The sequence below is a fragment of the Hymenobacter siberiensis genome (assembly GCF_018967865.2).
GTDB classification, from domain to species: domain Bacteria; phylum Bacteroidota; class Bacteroidia; order Cytophagales; family Hymenobacteraceae; genus Hymenobacter; species Hymenobacter siberiensis.
In genome coordinates, this window is the sequence record NZ_JAHLZY020000001.1 from 433,753 (window position 1) to 454,560 (window position 20,808).

Annotated in this window: 23 protein-coding genes; 11 read left to right on the plus strand and 12 right to left on the minus strand. The window is 60.5% G+C overall.

What is annotated here, in order from left to right:
• Positions 1 to 49 precede the first annotated feature (49 nt).
• From KQ659_RS01825 to KQ659_RS01840, 4 genes are all read right to left on the minus strand, one after another.
• Positions 50 to 757 (minus strand): SDR family oxidoreductase, encoded by a 708-nt coding sequence (locus tag KQ659_RS01825; RefSeq protein ID WP_216690384.1) that lies wholly within the window; start codon positions 755 to 757, stop codon positions 50 to 52.
• A 30-nt stretch (positions 758 to 787) separates the two neighbouring features.
• Positions 788 to 1,189, minus strand: a complete 402-nt coding sequence (locus tag KQ659_RS01830) for a GxxExxY protein (RefSeq protein ID WP_216690383.1) — start codon at positions 1,187 to 1,189, stop codon at positions 788 to 790.
• A 58-nt stretch (positions 1,190 to 1,247) separates the two neighbouring features.
• Positions 1,248 to 3,137: an alpha-amylase family glycosyl hydrolase gene (locus tag KQ659_RS01835; RefSeq protein WP_216679056.1), complete on the minus strand. Its 1,890-nt coding sequence runs from the start codon at positions 3,135 to 3,137 to the stop codon at positions 1,248 to 1,250.
• A gap of 173 nt (positions 3,138 to 3,310) precedes the next feature.
• The gene (locus tag KQ659_RS01840) at positions 3,311 to 4,750 is read right to left on the minus strand and encodes a hydrolase (protein ID WP_216679055.1); all 1,440 of its coding nucleotides are present in this window, start codon (positions 4,748 to 4,750) and stop codon (positions 3,311 to 3,313) included.
• A 514-nt stretch (positions 4,751 to 5,264) separates the two neighbouring features.
• On the opposite strand from KQ659_RS01840, the gene glgP reads away from it, so the two are divergent.
• The 3 genes from glgP (at position 5,265) to KQ659_RS01855 (ending at position 8,247) form a co-directional block, all read left to right on the plus strand.
• Positions 5,265 to 6,917, plus strand: coding sequence for an alpha-glucan family phosphorylase (glgP, locus tag KQ659_RS01845; protein ID WP_216679054.1), 1,653 nt, complete (start codon positions 5,265 to 5,267; stop codon positions 6,915 to 6,917).
• A gap of 189 nt (positions 6,918 to 7,106) precedes the next feature.
• Complete coding sequence (locus KQ659_RS01850) at positions 7,107 to 7,769, plus strand: SOS response-associated peptidase (RefSeq protein ID WP_216685495.1); 663 nt, start codon at positions 7,107 to 7,109, stop codon at positions 7,767 to 7,769.
• A gap of 106 nt (positions 7,770 to 7,875) precedes the next feature.
• A complete protein-coding gene (locus KQ659_RS01855) occupies positions 7,876 to 8,247 on the plus strand; it encodes a hypothetical protein (RefSeq protein WP_216679052.1) in 372 nt (123 codons plus the stop codon).
• 11 nt (positions 8,248 to 8,258) lie between these two features.
• Here KQ659_RS01855 and KQ659_RS01860 read toward each other — a convergent pair whose 3' ends face one another.
• The 3 genes from KQ659_RS01860 to KQ659_RS01870 form a co-directional block, all read right to left on the minus strand.
• On the minus strand, positions 8,259 to 9,443 hold the full coding sequence (locus KQ659_RS01860) for an alpha/beta hydrolase family protein (RefSeq protein WP_216690382.1): 1,185 nt from the start codon (positions 9,441 to 9,443) through the stop codon (positions 8,259 to 8,261).
• Between the two features lie 320 nt (positions 9,444 to 9,763).
• Positions 9,764 to 9,961: a hypothetical protein gene (locus tag KQ659_RS01865; RefSeq protein WP_168671402.1), complete on the minus strand. Its 198-nt coding sequence runs from the start codon at positions 9,959 to 9,961 to the stop codon at positions 9,764 to 9,766.
• Positions 9,962 to 10,020: 59 nt separating this feature from the next.
• Positions 10,021 to 10,389 (minus strand): septal ring lytic transglycosylase RlpA family protein, encoded by a 369-nt coding sequence (locus KQ659_RS01870; RefSeq protein WP_226915683.1) that lies wholly within the window; start codon positions 10,387 to 10,389, stop codon positions 10,021 to 10,023.
• Positions 10,390 to 10,527: 138 nt separating this feature from the next.
• On the opposite strand from KQ659_RS01870, the gene KQ659_RS01875 reads away from it, so the two are divergent.
• The gene (locus tag KQ659_RS01875) at positions 10,528 to 10,758 is read left to right on the plus strand and encodes a hypothetical protein (RefSeq protein WP_216679049.1); all 231 of its coding nucleotides are present in this window, start codon (positions 10,528 to 10,530) and stop codon (positions 10,756 to 10,758) included.
• 67 nt (positions 10,759 to 10,825) lie between these two features.
• Here KQ659_RS01875 and KQ659_RS01880 read toward each other — a convergent pair whose 3' ends face one another.
• Positions 10,826 to 11,683 (minus strand): glycoside hydrolase family 25 protein, encoded by an 858-nt coding sequence (locus KQ659_RS01880; protein WP_216690381.1) that lies wholly within the window; start codon positions 11,681 to 11,683, stop codon positions 10,826 to 10,828.
• A 97-nt stretch (positions 11,684 to 11,780) separates the two neighbouring features.
• Between KQ659_RS01880 and KQ659_RS01885 the strand changes: the two genes are divergently transcribed.
• Positions 11,781 to 12,056: a VF530 family protein gene (locus KQ659_RS01885; RefSeq protein WP_216690380.1), complete on the plus strand. Its 276-nt coding sequence runs from the start codon at positions 11,781 to 11,783 to the stop codon at positions 12,054 to 12,056.
• A gap of 5 nt (positions 12,057 to 12,061) precedes the next feature.
• Entirely contained in the window at positions 12,062 to 12,394 is a 333-nt protein-coding gene (locus KQ659_RS01890) for a hypothetical protein (protein WP_216690379.1), read from the plus strand.
• A 354-nt stretch (positions 12,395 to 12,748) separates the two neighbouring features.
• Here KQ659_RS01890 and KQ659_RS01895 read toward each other — a convergent pair whose 3' ends face one another.
• Entirely contained in the window at positions 12,749 to 13,135 is a 387-nt protein-coding gene (locus KQ659_RS01895; protein WP_216679045.1) for an Hsp20/alpha crystallin family protein, read from the minus strand.
• A gap of 211 nt (positions 13,136 to 13,346) precedes the next feature.
• Positions 13,347 to 15,203, minus strand: coding sequence for a BamA/TamA family outer membrane protein (locus KQ659_RS01900; protein WP_216690378.1), 1,857 nt, complete (start codon positions 15,201 to 15,203; stop codon positions 13,347 to 13,349).
• 295 nt (positions 15,204 to 15,498) lie between these two features.
• Here KQ659_RS01900 and hemW point away from each other — a divergent pair, with 295 nt between their 5' ends.
• The 5 genes from hemW to KQ659_RS01925 all read left to right on the plus strand — a co-directional run bounded on the left by hemW (position 15,499) and on the right by KQ659_RS01925 (position 19,738).
• Positions 15,499 to 16,644: a radical SAM family heme chaperone HemW gene (gene hemW / locus KQ659_RS01905; RefSeq protein WP_216679043.1), complete on the plus strand. Its 1,146-nt coding sequence runs from the start codon at positions 15,499 to 15,501 to the stop codon at positions 16,642 to 16,644.
• A 142-nt stretch (positions 16,645 to 16,786) separates the two neighbouring features.
• Entirely contained in the window at positions 16,787 to 17,221 is a 435-nt protein-coding gene (locus tag KQ659_RS01910) for a hypothetical protein (RefSeq protein WP_216679042.1), read from the plus strand.
• A gap of 8 nt (positions 17,222 to 17,229) precedes the next feature.
• The gene (locus tag KQ659_RS01915) at positions 17,230 to 17,892 is read left to right on the plus strand and encodes an alpha/beta hydrolase (protein ID WP_216679041.1); all 663 of its coding nucleotides are present in this window, start codon (positions 17,230 to 17,232) and stop codon (positions 17,890 to 17,892) included.
• Positions 17,893 to 18,027: 135 nt separating this feature from the next.
• Positions 18,028 to 18,801 (plus strand): cyclase family protein, encoded by a 774-nt coding sequence (locus tag KQ659_RS01920; protein ID WP_216690377.1) that lies wholly within the window; start codon positions 18,028 to 18,030, stop codon positions 18,799 to 18,801.
• 268 nt (positions 18,802 to 19,069) lie between these two features.
• The gene (locus KQ659_RS01925) at positions 19,070 to 19,738 is read left to right on the plus strand and encodes a hypothetical protein (RefSeq protein WP_216685489.1); all 669 of its coding nucleotides are present in this window, start codon (positions 19,070 to 19,072) and stop codon (positions 19,736 to 19,738) included.
• An 89-nt stretch (positions 19,739 to 19,827) separates the two neighbouring features.
• Here KQ659_RS01925 and rpmA read toward each other — a convergent pair whose 3' ends face one another.
• Positions 19,828 to 20,103, minus strand: coding sequence for a 50S ribosomal protein L27 (gene rpmA, locus KQ659_RS01930; RefSeq protein WP_168671389.1), 276 nt, complete (start codon positions 20,101 to 20,103; stop codon positions 19,828 to 19,830).
• A gap of 102 nt (positions 20,104 to 20,205) precedes the next feature.
• Positions 20,206 to 20,511, minus strand: coding sequence for a 50S ribosomal protein L21 (gene rplU / locus KQ659_RS01935; RefSeq protein WP_168671388.1), 306 nt, complete (start codon positions 20,509 to 20,511; stop codon positions 20,206 to 20,208).
• Positions 20,512 to 20,808: the final 297 nt, after the last annotated feature.

Below are 20,808 nucleotides of genomic sequence, written 5' to 3' on the forward strand. Positions count from 1 at the left end.
ACAAGAGCTAACTCAACATTCAACCCTTAACATTCAACATTTCAACCGGCTACCATTCCTGCGTGAGCGGGTGCAGCATCAGCTCATCCACTACCACGTGGGCGGGGGCTTGCAGCACGTAGCACACGGCCTGGGCAATATCGGCGGGGCGGAGGTGGGTTTGCGCAGCCTCGGCACTGCCGGGCGTGGTGTCGTTGAAGTAAGTATCGACCAGCCCGGGGTAAATGGTGCTCACCTTGATGCCGTGCGGGCGCACTTCCTTGCGCAGGCTGGCCAGCACGGCATCCTGGGCAAACTTGCTGGCCCCGTAAGCCGTGCCGTGGGCGAAGGTGCGCCGGGCCACATCGGACGTAATGCCCACGATGTGGCCCTTTTTCTGGGCCTTGAAATGCGGCACGGCGGCTTTGCAGAGCAGGAATGTGCCCTTCACGTTGGTGTCGAAAATGCGGTCCCACTCGGCGGCTTCGAAATTTTCAAGCTCGTTGAAGGAGCCCACGCCGGCGTTGCAGATAAGGATATCCAGCCGGCCATAGTGGCGCAGGGTTTCCGCGATGATGTGCCGGGCATCCTTTTCGTCCGACACGTCGGCTACGAGGCACAGGCCCTGGGTTTGCTGGCCCAGCTCCCGGAGCTCGGCTTCGTTGCGGGCTACGGCTACTACTTTGGCGCCTTGCAGGGCCAGCAGCAGGGCAATGGCTTTGCCGATGCCCCGGCTGGCGCCGGTGACGATGGCAACTTGGTTGGTGAGGTCGGTCATGGTTTGTTTCTCGCAGAGGTCCGCAGAGGTTTACGCGGAGGTCCGCAGAGTTTCTTCTAGGCCGTTCACGATGCGCAGAATGCCTTCTTTGACGTGTACGACGTTTAAGTTGATGAGCAAGCCGAGCTTGCATTTGGAGAGTTTAAGGTAGGTGAGTAGTTGCTCTTTGTGTACATCCAAAATGCTGTCTACCGATTTCAATTCGACAATAACCTTGCGGTTGACCAGCATATCGATGCGGTAGCCGATATCAAGCTGCTGCCCCGCATATATCATTGGCAGGCCTACCTGTGTTTGCACTGCGAAACCCGCGCGCCGCAGTTCATACAGCATGGCGTCTTCGTAAGAAGATTCCAGTAAGCCCGGACCCAAAGCGGTATGCACTGCGAATGCAGCCTTACGCACATTGAAGGAAATATCGTTTTCACTCATAAGCTCAGCGAACCTCCGCGTAAACCTTTGCGGACCTCCGCGAGAAAGATACAAAAGCCTATTTCCGTAGCTCCACCACCCAAGCCGTGTGCGCCGGCACCGTCAGCTTGGTCAGGTCGCTGATGACAGCCCCGCTCACTACCTCAACCCCCGAAGAGAAGCCCTCAAAACGCTCCGCAAACCGCGTCCCGTCCACCTTCTTCTCGTCCTTCGTGTTGTTGGCAATCACCATCACGCACTCCTTGTCCGAATACCGGAAGTACGTGTACACCCCATCCTGCGGGATAAACTGCATCAATTTGCCCGAACTCAAAACCGGGTGCGCTTTCCGGTAATTCGCCAGCTTGCTCACGTAGTCGAACGCCTCGCCGGCCTGGCCCGGCCGTGCCGAAAAATAGTCGGTTTTGTCCCCCGCAAACCCGCCGGGGAAGTCCTCGCGCACCTTGCCGTCGGGGTTCGAGAAGTTCTTCATCAGCACCTCGGTGCCGTAGTAGAGCTGGGGCGTGCCGCGCAGGGTCAGCAGCCAGGCAATGCCGGTTTTGAACTTACCGAAATCCTCGCCAATCACTGAATAGAAGCGGCTCATGTCGTGGTTGTCGAGAAAGGGCACGTTGCGGGTGGCATCCACGTACAGCCAATCGCCCTGCAAGGCGTGGTAAAGCTTGCTGAGGTCGCCGTTTTCGGTTTTCAGCGCGTCCGAAATCGCGAAGCAAATCTGGAAATCCAGCAGGCCGGGCATATTCGATTTAAAGCCGTTCACCGGCGGCAGAATGTTCTGGGCGAAGAAGGCCTGCTCGGCCTCGGTGCCCTCCCAGGCCTCGCCAAACTGGGCCAGCTTGGGGTATTCGTCGGCAATGGCTTTGCCCCAGGCCATTAGGAAGTTTGGCTCGGAATAGGGGTATGTATCAATGCGATACCCATCGATACCCGTCGATTCCACCCACCACAGAAAGTTCTGGATGATGTAGGTGGCCACCAGCGGGTTGCCCTGGTTCACGTCGGGCATGGTGGTATCAAACCAGCCGTCGTTGAACAGCGTGTAGTCGCGCTTCGAGCCGTAGGGGTCGTTCAGGGCGAAGGCGTTGTAGTTGCTGCGCGTGAAGGTGGGGAAGGCGTGGAACCAGTCGGCCGCCGGCTTGTCGAGAAACAAGTGGTGGTAGCTGCCCCAATGGTTGAGTACGATGTCCTGCACCACCTTCAGGCCGTCGGCGTGGGCAGCTTTCACAAATTGCTGGTACTCGGCGTTGGTGCCGTAGCGTGGGTCAATCTGGTAGCAGTCCGTCACGGCATAGCCGTGGTAGCTGGCCTTGGGCATGTCGTTTTCGATGACCGGCGTGGGCCAGATGGCCGTGGCCCCCAGCTTTTTGAAATAGTCGAAGTGGTTCTGGATGCCGCGCAGGTCGCCGCCGTGGCGGGCGTACATCGAGTCGCGGGCAATGTGGTTCACGCGGGTGCCCTTCACCACGTCATTCTTCGGGTCGCCGTTCGAGAACCGGTCGGGCATCAGCATGTAGATGAAGTCGGCCTGCGTGAGGCCCTGCGTGCGCTGCGGGTCGGTGTTGCGGGCGCGCAGCTCGTAGGTGTAGGGGCGGTAGGTGTTGCCGCTTTTCAGCCCCAGCTTCAGCAGGCCGGGCTTGGTAGCGGGGGCTATAATTAGATTAATGATGAGGTAATTAGCACTCTCCAGCTTTTGCTGGCTCTCAATGGTCACGCCTGGATAGGCGGCCAGAATAGCCATTGTGTTCCCAATGCCGGGCGCGTTCACCAGCAGCTGCAGCTTTGGGTTCTTCATGCCCACCCACCAGTAAGTGGGGTCGATGCGGACGGCCGGGGCGGCTTTGGCAGTAGCGTTGGGCCCGGCTGCCGGGCTGGCCGGGCCAGCCGTGGCGGATGATGAAAAGGGCAGCAGCAGCACCGCCGCAGCCAGTAAAAAGGGTGGGAATTTCATGGTAAAAAGAGCGCAAAAACAACCGTAGGACCAAAAGTACGGCATTCCCGGAAGGGCGCTGATGCGCAACCGTTTCCACTTTTGGAATATATTTTTCGCCCATAGCAAGCCCACGAAAAAGCCCGCCCCCGAATCCGGGAGCGGGCTTTCACCATTCAATGCAGCGATAAAGCTTACTGCTGCTGGGCGAGCCAGAGCGAGGCGTTCAGGTGCAGCTTGGCGTGGCTGGCCAGTTCGGTCCAGCCGGGGTACACGGTGTTGCCGGGGCTGCCGGTGCCATCGTCGGCCGGCGACGAGTCGGTGATGCACACCACGCGGCCCGTGCCGTAGGTGCTGCTCAGGCACATGATGTTGGTGTTGCCCTGGCTGGCGGTAGTCTGCCAAACCAGCGGCGTGGCCTGCGAGCCCGTGGTTTTGGTCATCGTCGCACCGTTCGAGAACTTGAGCTGCGTCACGGCACCCTGCGAACCGTTCAGGATGGTGTTAGTGCTGCTGGCCAGTATGTTGCTGGTGGTTTCTGAAATGTTGGTGAGGGCGATGCTATAGCCGAAGGGGTCGGCCTGTACCGAATTGTTGGTCATCAAATCGTTCCAGATGGCCGGCGAATCGTAGCCGTCGTTGTTGCGGTCCGAAACGGTATGGTCGGAAATCATGAACAGACCACCGCCGTTTTTCACGAAGTTGATGATGGCCGTTTTCTCCGTAGCCGTGAACAGCGTGTTCGGCTCATCCACCACGAATACGTTGTAGTTAGCCAAATCCTGGGGGTTCGAAGCATTGCCGTAGGTGATGGCCGTGCCCGAAGGCAGGTTCTCCACCGAGTTACCCAGCTTCACGAGGGCTACGCCCCACGAGGAAAGGGCGGCCGTCCAGTAGGTTTCCGGCGTGCTGGCCGTGATGCCCGACGCGGCTGGCGTGGGGTAGCGCGGCACCACGCCGGCATCTACATCCAGCACCCAGTCGGCGTTGCCGGCCGTTTCGGCATGGCTGGCATCGAACAGGAATTTCTTGCTGCCGGTAGGCGGCGGCGTGCCGCCGCTGTAGCTTTCCACGGTAATGTTATCAAAGTTCAGGCGGTTGGTGCTGCCGTCGGTTTTGCGCACCTGCAGGCGCACGGTGCCGGCCAGGTTCACGGCGAAGGAGGCCGTGCTCAGGCTGGCGCTGCTGCTGGTGATGGTGCTGCCCACTTTGGCGTAGCTGCTGCCGCTGTTGCCGCTGGCCCATAGCTCCCAGGTGCCGCTGGCATCGGTGCCATAGAGGGCGTGGCCCACCGTAACCACGCCCGCGCCGCCGGTCAGGTCGAAGTTCATACTCAGCATGCCGCTATTGCGCACGCGGGCCGACCAGGTGCCGGTGTGGGCATCGGATGTCGTATTGCCGATGAGGGCATCATTCAGCGTCCACGAGCCCGAGCCCAACGTGACGCTGCCCGTGGTATAAGCCGTTTTGGTGCCCGTCTCAAAGCCTTCGGGGAAGCCCGGTGCCGACACGTTTTGCAACGCGGTGGCCGCCGCCGGGGCCTCCGGGGTAAGCTCCGATTTTGAACAGCCGGCAAACAAGATAGCGCCCAGCAAGGGGGCCACCATGTAGCGAACAGAAAGTGACAGACGCATGGGGTGCAATGGGTTAAATGTTGGTAACAAAGCCCCAAAGCTAGAGTGGTCAACAGGGGTAATTGCAATAAGATATGTTAAAAGATTGTGGCCTTTTTTGAAGTATCATCAATTAAACGGCTTTTCATGCGGTCGATTTTAATAATATCAGAAAAAATATTGTTATAATTTAAAAATTCATTATTAATTCATCTTCGAGATTGGGTATGTGAATGGGCTGAGTTGTTGGCAAGACGAAAGCAGGGCTGAGAAACTGCGATACTGGTACTTTGTGCCGGCCGCGAAGAAAATTTGCTAGTAAAGCGCTGGCTGATATTACCTTGAAAGTGTAGGCGTTGGGCCAAATGCTAACGTTTGCGTAAGTCGGGCCTCAATATCAGGGGGTTGCGATTTTTCCGGAATGCTTCGGACCTTGCGCTTTCAATGGAAGCAGCCTTTGGGGTTGCGCTCCTTTTTCTCAACCCGAAATTTCCATTTTGGCGTGGGCCCCGGCCCACGCCTTACCCCTCAATAAATGGCTTTCACTTTTAAACCCTACACGCCCGCCGCCAAGTACAAGACGGCTGCCGCGTATTTCTCGATGGAGTTCGCCGTCGACCAGGCCCTCAAAACCTACTCCGGTGGCCTCGGCTTCCTGGCCGGCTCGCACATGCGCTCGGGTTTCGAGCTGAAGCAGAATCTGTTGGGCATCAGCATTCTGTGGACGTTCGGCTACTACGACCAGGACCGCGACGCCGAGCAGAGCATGCGCGCCGAGTTCCGCCACAAGCACTACTCCTTTCTGGAGGATACGGGCATCATCTTCCCCATCACCATCCACGGCGCCGATGTGCAGGTGAAGGCCCTGTACCTGGCCCCGGAGGTGTTTGGCACGGTGCCGATGTTCTTCCTGACCACCGACATTCCCGAGAACGACTACCTCTCGCGCACCATCTCGCACCACCTCTACGACCCGGACTCGGCGGCCCGCGTGGCTCAGAGCATTCTGTTGGGCGTGGGCGGCGGCAAGCTGCTCGATGAGCTCGGCCGCAAAACCGACGTGTACCACCTCAACGAGGGTCATGGCCTGCCGCTGGCCTTCTACCTCTACGAAAAGCACGGCCGCGACCTGGCCGAGGTGCAGAAGCGCCTCGTGTTCACGACGCACACCCCCGAGCTGGCCGGCAACGAGGAGCGCCCGATGAAGCTGCTCACCGACATGACCTTTTTCGGCAGCGTGCCCGAAGAGGAAGTCCGCCGCGTGGCCCGCATCGGCCACGGCGATACGCTCAACTACACCCTCACCGCGTTGCGCTTTGCCCGTAAGGCCAACGCTGTGAGCAAGGTACACGGCACCGTGGCCAACGAAATGTGGGGCCACTACGAGGGCATCTGCCCCATCATCCCCATCACAAACAGCCAGAATGGCAGCTACTGGCGCGACCCGCAGCTGGCCGCCGCCCTCAAAAGCAAGGACGACGCCGCCCTGCTGGCCCGCAAGCAGGAGCTGAAAAAGGACCTGTTTAAAATCGTGGCCGACCAGACCGGCAACGTGTTCGACCCCAACGTCATCACCATCGTGTGGGCCCGCCGCTTTGCCGCCTACAAGCGCGCCGACCTTATTCTGCGTCACTTCGAGCGCTTCGTGGAGCTGGCCAACAATGCCAAGCACCCCATTCAGATGATTTGGGCCGGCAAGCCCTACCCGAAGGACTTCGGCGCAGTGGCTTTGTTCAATGAAATTGTCAAGCGCACGGCCGGTCGGAAGAACTGCGCCGTACTGACGGGCTACGAGTTGGGTCTGTCGGCTGCCCTCAAAAAGGGTTCCGACATTTGGCTGAACACGCCCCGCTTCCCGCGCGAAGCCAGCGGCACCAGCGGCATGACCGCCGCCATGAACGCCAGCGTGAACCTGAGCATTGCCGATGGCTGGATTCCCGAATTCTGCCGCGACGGCGAAAACGGCTTCCTCATTCCGATTGTGGACGTGACCCTGCCCGATAACGTGAAGGACGATTCCGAGGCCACTGCCTTGCTCGACGTGCTTGAAAATAGAGTATTACCCCTGTACTACGACCAGCCCGAAAACTTCCTGAAAGTGGTGAAAACCGCCATGAAGGACGTGGAGCCCGAGTTTGAATCCGGCCGCATGGCCCGGGAGTACTACGAGCTGCTGTATAAGGCCTAACCACGGATTAGCACGGATTTCAGCGGATTCCACGGATTTTGTGGACGACTAAAAACAATGAAAAAGGCTTGCTATCGGCAGGCCTTTTTCGCTGAATGGAGAATTGAAAGCAAGGATGACCAGACGACGGCAACTAATCGTCTACAAAATCCGTGAAATCCGCTAAAATTCGTGCTAATTCGTGGTTCTATGTGTGGTCGCTATACCTTCATCGCCCCCGCGCCCGCTGCTGAAAAGCGCTTCGACGCCAAGTTCACCGAGCCCGCGCCTACTACCTACAATGCCGCGCCCTCGCAGCGGCTGCCCATCATCACCAATGCCGCTCCCGGCCAGATTCAGCTGCTGAGCTGGGGGCTGGTGCCCAGTTGGAGCAAAGACCCAAGCGCCGGCTCCAAGCCCATCAATGCCCGGGCCGAGACGCTGGCCGAAAAGCCCAGTTTCCGGCAGCTGCTGGGGCGGCGGCGCTGCCTGGTGCTGGCAGACAGCTTTTTTGAATGGCAGGCCACGCCCGCCGGCAAGGTGCCGCATCGCATTCTGCTGCGCAACGAGCAGCCCTTCGCCTTCGCCGGCCTGTGGGATGAGTGGCTGGACCGCACCACCGGCGAGCTGCACCCCACCTTCACCATCATTGCCATCGAGTCCAACGCGCTGATGGCCAGTATCTACAACCGCATGCCCGTCATCCTGCCCACCCGCGCCGCCGAGCACGCCTGGCTCGATGATGGCCTGGGGCTGGCAGCGCACCAGCAGCTCCTGCTGCCCTACGACGCGGCCGCCATGCAGGAATACGTTATCAGCAAACGGGTAAACTCACCGGCGAATAATGACCCGGAAGTGCTGGCAGCTGCTTGAGCGAGCAACTTGAGGCATAAGAGGACCGTCATGCCTCGGCTGCGCTCGGCATGACGGTCCTTTGAGAGGTGTTCTTTTATAGCTGCCACTGCGTTACTTTGCCCGCATGAACTGGCGCAACCCCTGGCTTTTACCGATTCTCATTCTCGTACTGGCCTCGGCCGTGCAGCTGGACCTGCCGTGGTGGAGCCTGGCCGTGGTAGCGTTTGTGGTGGGGCTGGCTATTGCGCCCACGGGTCGGGTGGCCTTTTGGGCGGGCTTTAGCGGGGGCGGCCTGAGTTGGGTATTGCCGGCCGCCTGGCTGGCCTACCAAAACGACGGCTTGCTGGCGCACCGCGTGGCGCAGCTGCTGCCGCTGGGCGGCTCCCCGGTGGTGATGGTGTTGGTGGCGGGTATCGTGGCGGGGCTGGTAGGTGGGCTGGCGGCTTTGGCTGGCTGCTGGCTGCGCGAGGCCTTTCGCTCGCCTTCAGCCGCGTAGCGCCCCGGCTACTATTTCACCTGTTGCATCACCCACTCGCCCACGGTTTCGAGCGCGTTGGTAGCGGCCGTGGGGCGCACGGCGGTGCCGGCTGCCAAAGCTTGCTCACTGATGGGAGTCTGAAACTCGTGGTTCAGCCCATCCAGCTTCTGCGCATTCACGCGCTTATTGGCTTTAAGACCTTTTTCCAGGGCCGGCAGGTTGGCGGCCAGGGGCACCTGCGTGTCGGCGGTGCCGTGCAGGAGCAGGGTGGGGCAGGCCACTTTGGCCAGCTCCGCCTGCGGGTTGAACGTGAGGAAGGCGCGATACCACGGGCTGGTGAGCTGGCCGGCCCGGACCTGCGCCGCCGCCGGGCTCATCACCGGATAAATCTGCTTCAGCATATTGGCCACGATGGCCTGCGCCTGGGCATTGTCGGCCGTCTGGCGAATGATTTCGAGCAGCGCGTACTGGCGCTTATACAGTGCATCGTTGCGTTTGCGGGCTTCGGTGGTCAGGCGCAGCTGCTCCTGGGCAATGTGGAGCTGGGTTTGGGCGGGATTGGCCCCGGTGGCCAGCAGCTTTTTGGCTTCGTGCCGGGCCGCGGTCATTGCCCGCGCTACGTGGGTAGCCCAGGCAATTTGGGCGGTATCGGGCTCGCCGGGCTGGTTTACCAGCGAGGTTTGCCGGGCCAGCAGCTCCTGCCCATTCACGCCGGCCGCCCCCAATGCCACCAGGAAAGCCGGCGCGGCGGCCCCCGCTCCGGCCAGCAAAGCCACGTTGGCCCCTTCGCCGTGTCCCAGCAGGCCCACGCGCAGCGGGTCGATGCCTGGCCGGGCCCGCAGGTAGGCCATGGCCGATTGGGCATCGGCCACCAATTGGGTGCCCGAGGTAGCGGCGGCCACTCCCACTGAGTGGCCGGTGCCCCGGTCATCGAGGCGCAGCACGGCCACGCCCTGCCGGGTTAGGTAGTCGGCCAAGGCATTCAGCAGGCTATAGTCATCCGTAGCGGGGGCGGGAGAATGCATGTCGGGCAGCAGCACGATGGCCGGAAACGGACCCGCGCCCCAGGGAGTGCGGAGGGTGCCGCCCAGGTCTATTTCGGGCGCGGGGCTGCTGGGGCTACTCACATGTATCTGCTCGGTTTTGTAAGCGGGCGCTTCGCGGGTTTCAACGGGAGCTGCCTGAACCTGGGCTGGATTCAGCAGGCATACCATTAACAGGACAATGAACGAAGGCAGTAAGTACTTGCTGGTCAATGTATTGATTAAATATGTTTTGCAGAATCAGGTAGCGTAACAGCACTTTTATGAATGCTTGCAAGTCAAAAATACAATTAAATATTATTTAATAAACTATTTAAAAATTGATTTATAAATAAAAAATAGTTGCAAAGTTTTATTGGCAGGTATTGCCTATCTCCGGGCATTGCCCTGGCTTTGCACCAATGGACGTAAAAAAGCCGCCCTCCAGGCTTGCTGCAATAGCAAGTGGAAGGCGGTGTAGTGTCCTGATAAATAGCCGGATTGATTGCCAGCTATACGATTTTGCTGTACCAGGCCAGGATTTCGAGGCCGGCGGCATCGGTTTCGGCTTCCACTACTTCGGTAATGACGTACTGAATTTCATCATCGGACCAGTCTTCGTCTTCGGCGGCGGGCACCCATAGGTCGAGGGCGGCGTAGCGGTTGGTGGCGGGCGGGAGCGTCCAGGTTACTTTTTTGCGAATATTCATGGCAGGGAGGCCGGTGGGGTGGGGGGTGAACGATTGAGAAGTGAAAAAGGGCCGGCGGCCTAATGATTGTCGGCGGCTTCGCGGATGACGGTAACCTGCACCGGCACTACCCCGGCCTGGATGATATCGAGCTGCACGGCGGCGCGGCGCGATACATCCACGATGTAGCCTTTGGTGTGCGGGCCGCGGTCGGTCACGGTCACGTCGACGGAGCGGCCGTTGCGGGTGTTGGTGACGCGGATGAGCGTGCCGAAGGGCAGCGTGTTGTGGGCGGCGGTCATTTGGCCGGGGCGGTAGGTACTGCCGCTGGCGGTGGGTCGGCCGTTAAACTTGTCGGCGTAGTAAGAGCCCAGGCCCGACTGGGTAGTGCCCCGTGCGCCTTTGGTGCCCTTGCTCACGCTGTGGCTGCTGCCGCAGGAAGCCAGCACCAGGACTAGCAGAACTAAAAGGGGTAACACCCCGAGGTGCATAATTTTGGCTTGTCTATTCAACTTCATCCAACCTTTATTTTCGGTGATAACCTTTCGGCCATAATTCTCTCATAACCCCTTTTTTCAAACAATCCCATGAACAAATCCCTCAAAATCGTAGCTGCCCTCGCTTTTGCCACCTGCTGCTTCAATGCCAGTGCTCAAGGTACTAAGCCGATGGCCAAGGATGGCAAAATGGAATCCAAATCGGAAGAGAAAATGGAGACCAAGAAGATGGAGATGAAAGAGAACAAGATGGAAGCCAAAGGTGGCAAGATGCACAGCGGCAAAATGCACAGCGGCAAGATGACCAAGGGCAAAATGTAGTTTTTGCAACTTGCGGGCCAGCCGCCCGGTCCACATTCCTTGCGGAATGATGGGCCGGGCGGCTTTTTTATTTGGCTTTGCCAGCGCGGGCCGGCTGCGACGGCCCGATGGCCGGAATGCGCAAGGCCTGCAATGACTCAAAATTGCCCTTAAAAACGTTGAAATCGACCACGCCACGAATGCCGGGCACGTAGGCTTCGTCGGAATGCTGCCAGATTATCCACTTGCTGGGGGGAAGGGTGGGGCGCTCCACCTCGTAGTGGGCCAGCCAGAGTGGGTAGTCGTCGAAGTGCCCGGCGAGGTGGCGCTTGTAGAAGCTGTGGTTGGAATAGAGGATGGGCCGCACGCCGTAGTGCGCCTCGATGAGGCGCAGCCAGCGGGCCACCTCGCGCCGCAGCACGGCCACGTCGTGGAAATTGGCGGCTTCCACGTCGAGCACGGGCGGCAGGTCGCCGGGGGCGAGGGGGACTATTTTGGCGAATAAGTCGGCCTGCAGCTTGCCGTCGCGGTTGGGCAGGAAGTAGTGGTAGGCCCCACAGAGCACCCCGGCTTTGCGGGCCTCGCGCCAGTTGCGGGTAAAGCGCGGGTCGCGCAGCGTAGCGCCCTCGCTGGCCTTGATGAAGGCAAACCGTACCCGGTTGCGGGCCACCTCGGGCCAGTCGATGCGGCCCTGGTACGACGAAACGTCGATGCCGTGCACGGAGTAGCCGGCCAGCAGCGGCGTTTTTTCGCGGCCGGTGAGGCCATTTTTGGTAAATGTGGCCCAGGCCCGGCGGGCGTAGCGGTTCAGCTGCACCTGGTGACGCAGGTAGTAGGCGCCGCCCAACAGCAGGGCCAGCAAAACGGCAGCCAGCAGGCCGCGCCGCCACGGCCGCCGACGGGCGGCGGGTGGGGCAACAGGAGCGGTGCTGGACAGTGGCGGCATAGGCAGGGACTCCAAAAATAACGCCGCGCCGGGCGCCATCGTGCGCCGGGCCCCGGCTTTTCGCGAACTTTGTGCTTTCAGCCCCCTAAATTCGCCTATGTCTTTCCTCCGCGCCGCCGATGCCCGCGACGAAACCGGCCACCTCATCAGCGAGCTGCACGGCGTGAAGCTGGCGCAGATTCTGGAGTACCTCGTGGCCGCCTACGGGTGGCCCGAGCTCGATGAGCGCCTGCGCATGAACTGCTTCGCCGATAACCCCAGCATCAAGTCCAGCCTCACGTTTTTGCGCCGCACGCCCTGGGCCCGTGCCAAGGTCGAGGAGCTGTACATCAAGGCCCGCATCGCGGAAGTGCAGGGCCGCCCCCGCCCGTAAGCATCATGGCCGATGTCTCCGAAAAATCGTCCGGGCCGGCGCTGCTGGCGGGCCTGGGGCTCTTCATCGCCTTCGAAACCGTGGCCTTCTATGGCCTGCAGTTCCTCACCTCGGGCCTGGGCGAAGCCAACCAGAACCAGCCTGAGAATACCATTGTGAGCAATTGGGTGAAGACGATGGTGTTTTTTGTGGCGCACCTCACCCTGGTCATCGCGGCCATGCTGGTGCTCAGTAACCGCCTGCCGCGCCGCTACCGCAGCCAGATGATGGGCTGGTTTTACTTGGCCGTGCTGATGAGCTTCGTGCTGATTATCCCCTTGTTCGGGACCACGGATTAGCACGGATTTTAGCAAATTTCACGGATTTTGTAGTCGGCCATCAATCCATTGAACACGAAAAAGGCTCGCCATGTGGCGAGCCTTTTTTCATTGGTCTTTGTGCCTGCAATCGACCACAAAATCCGTGAAATCCGCTAAAATCCGTGCTAATCCGTGGTCCAAAGCAAAACCACCGCTGTGGGCGGTGGCTCAAGAGTTAAAACCCGGAAATTTGGTTGTTTTCGGCCGGTCGGTCCCGGCAATATCAGTGGACTGCGGTGCCGGTCGGTCCCGGCGTTATAAAAAGCGGTGGCGAGGAGCGGCCATGGAGCCGGCGGCCAATCATTGGCCGCCGGCTCTCGCTGGCGGTTGGCTCTACTCGTTGCGCTTGATGTCGATTTCGCGCTGCCGGCCATCCGGATTCAGGAACGGAATACGGACCCGCAGCTCCTGGCCTTCGTGAATGGCGTCGATGCGGCCCACGTCGAGGTTGGCGGGCAGGTCCAGGGTCTGCACGAACAGTGGGGCGGCCAGCTTATCGTCGGGCTCGTGGCGGTACTCGCCAAATACGGTGAGCTTCTGCTGGTTGAGCACTACGCGAAAGCTGTCGGCGGTTACGGTGGGCATGGCCACGCGCACAATCACGCCTTTCGGGTGCTGGTCTACGCGGAGCTGCGGCTGGGCCACCCCACCACCAATGGTGTTGAGCAGGTCAAGCTGAGGGGCAATGCTATGGATGAATTTCGAGCTGATAAGTTTCATGGCAAGGGGCCGGCTTTAGAGCGGCTTCGGTCTTGCTATTACAAATGATGTACCAATCTGAATCAGGGCTTATCTGTGCTGAATATCAGTCACATTGGCGGTGTTTTCAGGGAACCTTTTTGATTTCCGCCAAGCTGGCTGGAAGTAGGGTTCTTGTCTGAATTTCCGGACGAAATGGCGCAATTATGCTACCTGCCCGGTAGTTGGCGGCTTAAAACCTACTTGTCAGACCAAAGTGAATTTTGGAGGATTTTAGCTCAAATACCTGATTGTTAGCCCGGCCTACCGAGTACACGAATTGGAACAAACCCGCCGCCGTGCGAAAGCTCAGGCCCGCACCCACGCCGGTGGGCTGGTCATTGAACCGGTCATTGTCGATATCGTGGCGCAGGTAGGCCTGGTCGGCAAACAGAAACGCGTAGGAATCCGGTCCGATGAACTGCCGGAACTCGGCCGTAGCCACGGCATAGGAACTGGTGTAAAACTGGTTCTCATTAAAGCCGCGCAACGAATTCAGCCCGCCCAGCCGGAACAGGTCGTTGACAAAAAGGCGCGAATTGAGCAGGCCCTCGCCCCGCAGGCGCAGTAGCAGCACGCCCGCCCGCTTCACGGGGAAGTAACGCTCGGCGCGCAGCCCGAACGAGTACTGTGTGGAGCTAAGCGGGATGCCCGCGTACAGCTCGGGCCGCAGCTGGGCGTTTTTGGTGATGGTTTTGGTGCCCAATGCCGACTGCACATTCAGCAGGCTGCCCCGGTGCGGAAAAAACAGGTCGTCGAGGTTAGCCCAGGCGTAGGACAAGCCGTAGGAATTGTACTGCGAATCGAGGTTGGCGGGCAGTACGGTGGTGTCTTTCAGCGCATCAACAAACGAGGCCCGCTGCTCGGCAAAGAAGCTGATGCGGCCCGCCCGCGCCGTGGGGTAGGTAACCTGCACGCGGGGCCGGGTGGTGGTGAACGCCTCGTTTTGCTTGTAGAGGTTGAACGTGGCCGATACTTCGAGCGGCGTGCCGAAGAAATTGGGGTGCACGTACTGGGCATCGAGAAGCTGTGAAATAGCGTCGGTTTTGCGCCATTGCAGGCCCAACTGCTTGCCGCCGCCCTTGATGTTGCGTAGGTTGATGGTGACGTCGCCGGTGAACTGCACGCCCGTCTGGCTGGCGTTGGCGTTCGGCAAAATGCCCACAATGGCGTCGAACTGGTTGCTGGGCCGGTCGTCGAGCAGCAGGTACACCCGCGCCCGGCCCAGGGCAAAGCGCACTTCGGGCTCGGCGCGCAGCTTTAGGTAGGGCAGCTGGCGCAGCAGCTGGGCGGCGGCGGCCACGCGCTGCTGGCTGAAGGGCTGGCCGGGAAAAATCTGGAGGTATTTGGTCAGGAAGCGCTTCTTGGTCTTGCTGTTGCCCACAATCTGGAGCGAGTCGAACACCACCACGCGGCCCCGCTTCAGCACCACGCGGCCCGAAATGTCGTGTCCGTTCAGGTGAATGGAATCGAGGCCGACCGTGGCAAAGGGGAAGCCCTGGTTTTCGGCTTCGGTCAGGATACGCTCCTGCAGCTTCACCCAGTCTTCGGGCACGAAGGGCGTGCCTCGGAAAAACTTCTCGCGGTAGCCGGCGCGGGTCAGCAGGCCATCGCCGAGGTTGCCGTTGCGCAGGTAGGCCCAGCGGAACTGCTCGCCCACGTACAGGCGCACCCGCACGGTATCGCGGCTCCAGTGCAGCTCATCGGCCGAGGCCGTGAGGTAGGCATCGCCCTGCAGGCCCAGCACCAGCTCGCGCACTGCGCGCAGCACACTGAGGGAATCGGGCACGCTGGCCCGCACCTTGTAGCGGCGCAGCACCGGCCGGTCGGCGGCTTCGGCCTCCAGCATCAGCAGGCGCGGGTGGGCCAGCACCCGGCGCGTGGCGGCGGCCGAGGCCGGCGTGGCGCGGGGCGGCAGGGTAGGGGTGGCCAGGCCGGGCTGGTTGGGCACGTTGGGGTCGAGGCTGGGCGTTTGGGCGTGGGCGGCCGGGCTGGTCAGGCCAGCCAGCAGCAGCGTCAGTACCCAAAAGCGCAGTAGAACCCTCATCATTCGGAAGCACAACGCGAAAGCCAGCGTTTAATTTCCCGAAGGTAGCCCCCCGGATAAAGTTGCGCTCTGTCGTGCGGTCAGGCGGTATCTTTGTGGTCTGGGCGGGCATCTCTGCATACAAATCGGGTTCACTGTTATACTCGTCACGAAGTAGCTTGCGAAAAGCGAAGTAGGGTGCGGGGCCTGCCCCCGCCCGTCGTTCGCACTGTTTCAACGATACCGTTCAACGACGGGCGGGGGCAGGCCCCGCACCCTACTTCGAGACGAGTATAACTGCTCATTGTTAACTGAAAACATGGCCGGTCTCTATCTCCACATCCCCTTCTGCAAGCAGGCCTGCCACTACTGCGACTTCCACTTCAGCACTTCGCTGGGGCTGAAAAGCCGTCTGGTCGAGGCCATCGTGCGGGAAATTGAGCTGCGGCGCGACTATCTCGGCGCGGGCGTGGCGTTAGAAACCATCTACTTCGGCGGCGGCACGCCTTCCCTGCTCACGGCCGATGAGCTGGCGCAGATTTTTGCGGCCATTCACCACCACTTTGCGGTCTCGCCGCAGGCCGAAATTACCCTCGAAGCCAATCCCGACGACCTCAGCGCCGCCAAGCTGCGCGAGCTGAGCCAGGCCGGTATCAACCGGCTCAGCATCGGCCTGCAAAGCTTCTACGAGCCGCACCTGCGGATGATGAACCGCGCCCACACCGCCGAGGAATCCACCACCGCCGTGCGCCGCGCTCAGGATGCGGGCTTCGAGAATATCTCCATCGACCTGATATACGGGGTGCCCGCGCCCGGCCATCACATCTGGGAAGCCGATTTGGCCAATGCCTTTGCGCTGGGGGTGCCGCACGTTTCGGCCTATGCGCTCACCATTGAGCCGGGCACGGCCTTTGGGCATCGGTTGCAGAAGGGCACTTTCAAGCCCGCGCCCGATGAGTTTGTGGCCACGCAGTTTGAAATGCTGCTGGCCGCCATGCGCGGCCACGGCTACACACAGTACGAAATCAGTAATTTCTGCCAGCCCGGCCGCGAGAGCCGCCACAATGCCAACTACTGGCGCGGGGTTCCCTACCTCGGCCTGGGCCCCAGCGCCCACAGCTACGACGGCCAGAACCGCCAGTTCACCCTCGCCAACAACCCGCAGTACGTGGCCGCCGTGCTCGAGCGCGGCGAAGTGCCCGTGACCCTCGACCAGCTCACCGCCACCGACCGCGCCAACGAGTACCTGCTCACCACCCTGCGCACCGCCCGGGGCTGCGACCTGGCCCACCTGCGCACCCACCACGGCCTCGACCTGCCCGCCACCCGCGCCACCTACCTCGCCGAGCTGCAAGCCAGCGGCTGGGCCACTATCCAAAACGAAGTGCTTACCTTGACCGATGCGGGCAAACTGCTGGCTGACCACATCACGCTGGAGCTGTTTCAGACCACGACCACCGATTAAGTGGATTTCAATGGATGAAACAGATTTTCCGGGGTTCCGTCCGACATGACCTGATGGCTTCGCTTTACATTTGCGCCGAACCACAAAAAACCTGTTTCATCCGTTGAAATCCACTCAATCTGTGGTCAAATCCATTTAATCTGTGGTCAAACTACTGAGCGACAGCATTGCCGACGACGCCGACTTCTTCGTGGAGCAGATTCACGTCGTGGCCATCGTCTTCGATAATACCGACGATGTGACCGTGTGGGCCACCACGTTTTTCGACAACGACACCCATTTCTTCCACCTCGCGCTGCCCTTCAAAGCCCTCGATACCCTTCTCAGCCTCGCTCACACCCGCGCCGAAGCCCTCCAGGAAGAAGTAGCCGACGCCCTGGCCACCGCCAACTGGCCCGCCCTGCTCGAATACAATTCCGACGACCAGCCGCCCGTGCCCCTGCCCAGCGTGGCCCTGAAGCTGTCCGTGACCTACCCCGCCACTGAGGATGGCGAGCTGGACGACGACGACCCCGACGACCCACAGCCGCACAACATCTTCTACCTCGAAGGCGTGTTCGTGCGTCTCGATACCTAGCGCCCGCCGTGGCCGCGCCCGTTTTTTACCTCATTCCCGGTCTTGGGGCCGATGAGCGGGTGTTCCAGTTGCTGCGTCTGCAAGGCGAAGTACACGTCTTGCGCTGGCTGCCGCCGCAAGGCCCGGCCGAATTGCTCCCCGCCTACGCGGCCCGTTTGGCGGCTGCGGTGCCCGAGGGGCAGGCTTGCTGGCTGGTCGGCGTTTCGTTTGGCGGCGTGCTGGCCCTGGAAGTAGCTCAGCTGCGGCCCCTGGCGCGAGTGGTATTGGTTTCCAGCTTCACGGGGCCCGCGGAGCTGCCCTGGTTGGGGCGGCTGGCCCGTGCCACCGGACTGCACCACCTGGTGCCGCCGCAGCTCCTGCCCCGGCTGCCGCGCGTGGCCCAATGGTTTTTCGGGGTGAAAAATGGCCGCGACTACGAATTGCTGCGCCAGATTCTGCGCGATACCGACCGGCCTTTCACGCGGTGGGCCATTGTGCGGCTGTTGCAGTGGCCGGGGCGGCCCACCCCGCCGGCCATCCGCATCCACGGCACCACCGACCGGCTACTGCCCAACGGAGCCGCGCACAGCCAGTACCAGCTGCCGGGCGGACACCTCATCATCATCAGCCGCGCTGCCGAAATCAGTCAGATTCTGAACGGGCTGGCGGCTGCTACCGAAACGTCATGCTGAGCAAGTAGAATCATATTAATCAATTGGTTGCAAGTGATTTATAGTAGTTTTAACAGGTGATTCTCGCTCTGTGTACCTCCGCGTTTTTCCTCTGCGAGAAATTTCCAATCGAATTCCCTTCAACCCGCCAGCCAAATGTTCCCCACCTTTCCCTTTGCCGGCCGCTCCTATACCTACGACCCCGCCGCGCCCCTCGACATCTCTCTACCCTTAAAACCCTGCGAGGACCAGGTGAATTGCTTCTGGGCCGAGCCTGTGCAGTTCGATACCATTCGGGTGGGCAGCTTTGTGGGCAGCGTGGCGCTGGGCGGCAGCACCAACTACCAGCGCATCCACGTCACGCCGCACGGCAACGGCACGCACACCGAGTGCTACGGCCACATCTCGCCCGACCCCGCCATCACGCTCAACCAGTGCCTGCGCCGCTTCCTGTTCGTGGCCCGGCTCGTGAGCGTAGCCCCGGTGCCCCAGCCCAACGGCGACCTGGTCGTCATGCTTGCCGACGTGCAGGCCGCCCTCAGGGCCCAGCCCGACCGCACCATTGCCGAGGCACTCGTCCTCCGCACCCTGCCCAACGACGCGGCCAAGCGCCAGCGCCACTACTCCGGCACCAATCCCACATACACCGAGCCCGCTCTGGCCGAGTGGCTGGCCGAAAACAACGTCCGGCACTTCCTCCTCGACCTCCCCAGCGTAGACCGCGAAGAAGACGCCGGCCAGCTCCTGGCCCACCACGCCTTCTGGCAGTATCCCGCCCAGCCCCGCCGCGAAGCCACCATCACTGAGCTCATCTTCGTGCCCGATGAAGTCGAAGACGGCCTCTACCTGCTCAACATCCAAATCACCAGCCTGGAGCTGGACGCCAGCCCCAGCAAGCCGGTATTATACCCGCTCATACCTGTTCAGTAAGCTGCCACAGCGGCATCCGCAGCTGCCCATAGCCCAGAAGACATTCCTTCCGTTGCTGCCGGCCTGCTTTCAGATGGAATTCATGCGCTTCGGCATGCCGATTAATGCTGCTCAGCCAGCGGTAGTTGGACAATCACAGATTAAGCCCGATATTGCTTAACCGCTGAAAATTAAGGTTAAAGCCATTGCGGTTAAACTGCTTTCTGCACTTGTCAGGCGAATTCTCCGCATATCCATGTTGGCAGCCCGTATTTTAAGGACGTTGGTATTGAGCGCCATCCTGCCCGCCGGTTTCACCGGTGCGGTTCATGCCCAAACGGCCCTCGCTCAGTCGGTGCCGGCGCTGCCGGCCGCGCTTACGCAGCCTAAGCTGGCCCTCAAAGCCGGGATGCGGCTCACGCATCTTTTCTGCCTGCCCGGTAGCAGCGGTACCTGGCAGATAGTGCTGCCCTCATCCTTTGGCATCGAATACCGGTTGAAGCCCCATCTCAGCCTCTACGCGCTGGCCGAAGCCGACATATCGGCCGGCCGTGCCCCACGGGGCCGCCGTGGGGCCACCGCCCTGCCCACGCCTACCACCGATGTGAGCGTGGGTACCCGCTACTACTTCAACGAAGCCAGCAGCGCCACTCCCTGGGGCAACTACCTGGCCCTGGAAGGCAGCGCCGAGCTTTCCCAGCTGGCCGTGCGCGGGCGGGGCCGCAAAGCCCGGCCTACTGCCCGCTTCACGCCCGGCGTGTTCGTGCTTTGCGGTACGCAGCACCGGGGGCCAGGCCGCCGCCTGCTCTACGATTTGAACGCCGGTCTGGGCATTCAGGCTCCGCCGGCTTACACCGCCGATGCCACCGTGCGCCCGCCGTGGGACGTGGCCGCCCAGCTCAACCTGCGCGTGTACCTCGTGAACCAGCCGCACAGTCCCCGCCAAGGCCGGCGGTAGGCTTCGGTGCTGCCACTCTTACAACTACTCCAACGCAGAAAAGGCTGCCCCGAAAGAGGCAGCCTTTTCTAGTAAGAAGGGACAGGCAATTAAGCCGGAACCGATACTACTTCGCGGGGAATAACCGTTACGAACGAACGGTCTTTACGGCCCTTGCGGAACTGCACTTCACCGTCAACGAGGGCGAACAGCGTGTGGTCCTTGCCCATGCCAACGTTGGCACCGGGGTGGTGGGCCGTGCCGCGCTGACGCACGATGATGTTGCCAGCTACGAGAGCCTGACCACCGAAAATTTTCACGCCGAGACGTTTGGAATGCGATTCGCGGCCGTTGTTGGACGAGCCGACACCTTTCTTGTGAGCCATCTTGAGTTATAAGTTAAAAGTTAGGAGTTAAGAGTTGGCTGTTAGGATGCGAATTAGCTTGCTGCCAACTCTTAACTCCTAACTTTTAACTCATAACTGACCTTAGCCGATGCTGTTAATCATTACTTTCGTGAACGACTGGCGGTGGCCGTTCATCTTCTGGTAGCCTTTGCGGCGCTTCTTCTTGAAGACCAGAACTTTGTCGCCTTTTACATGGGCGAGGATAGTGCCGGTTACGGCTACGCTTAGCTCGGGAGCACCAACGGTAATGGTGCCGTTGTCATCGGTCAGCAGGGCGTTGCCCAGCGTTACGACGTCGCCAACGTTGCCGGCCAGTTTGTGAGCGTAAACGAATTTGTTGGCCTCAACCTTGGTCTGCTGGCCAGCTATGTTAACAATTGCGTACATCAGCTTTCGCGGGTTTTTCTGAAATGGGAAGGCAAAAGTACGACTTTGATTCGGGAAATGCAAACCCTAAGTTCTTAATCATCATTGGCTGGCTGGGGTCAGCCGTCCCAAAAGGGCCTCCGCGTGAACGGAGCGCAGATTAAGCTAAGATTAAAAAATGAGGTAAATCGGCCCGTAAATTGGCTGGTTTGGGGACAAGTAGGTTTATCCACAGTGATAATGTGGATAAGTGGCAGCGAAATGACTGATTTTGAAGAACATTTCCCTGCTCAGCTCAGCTAAGAAACCCGGCAAAAA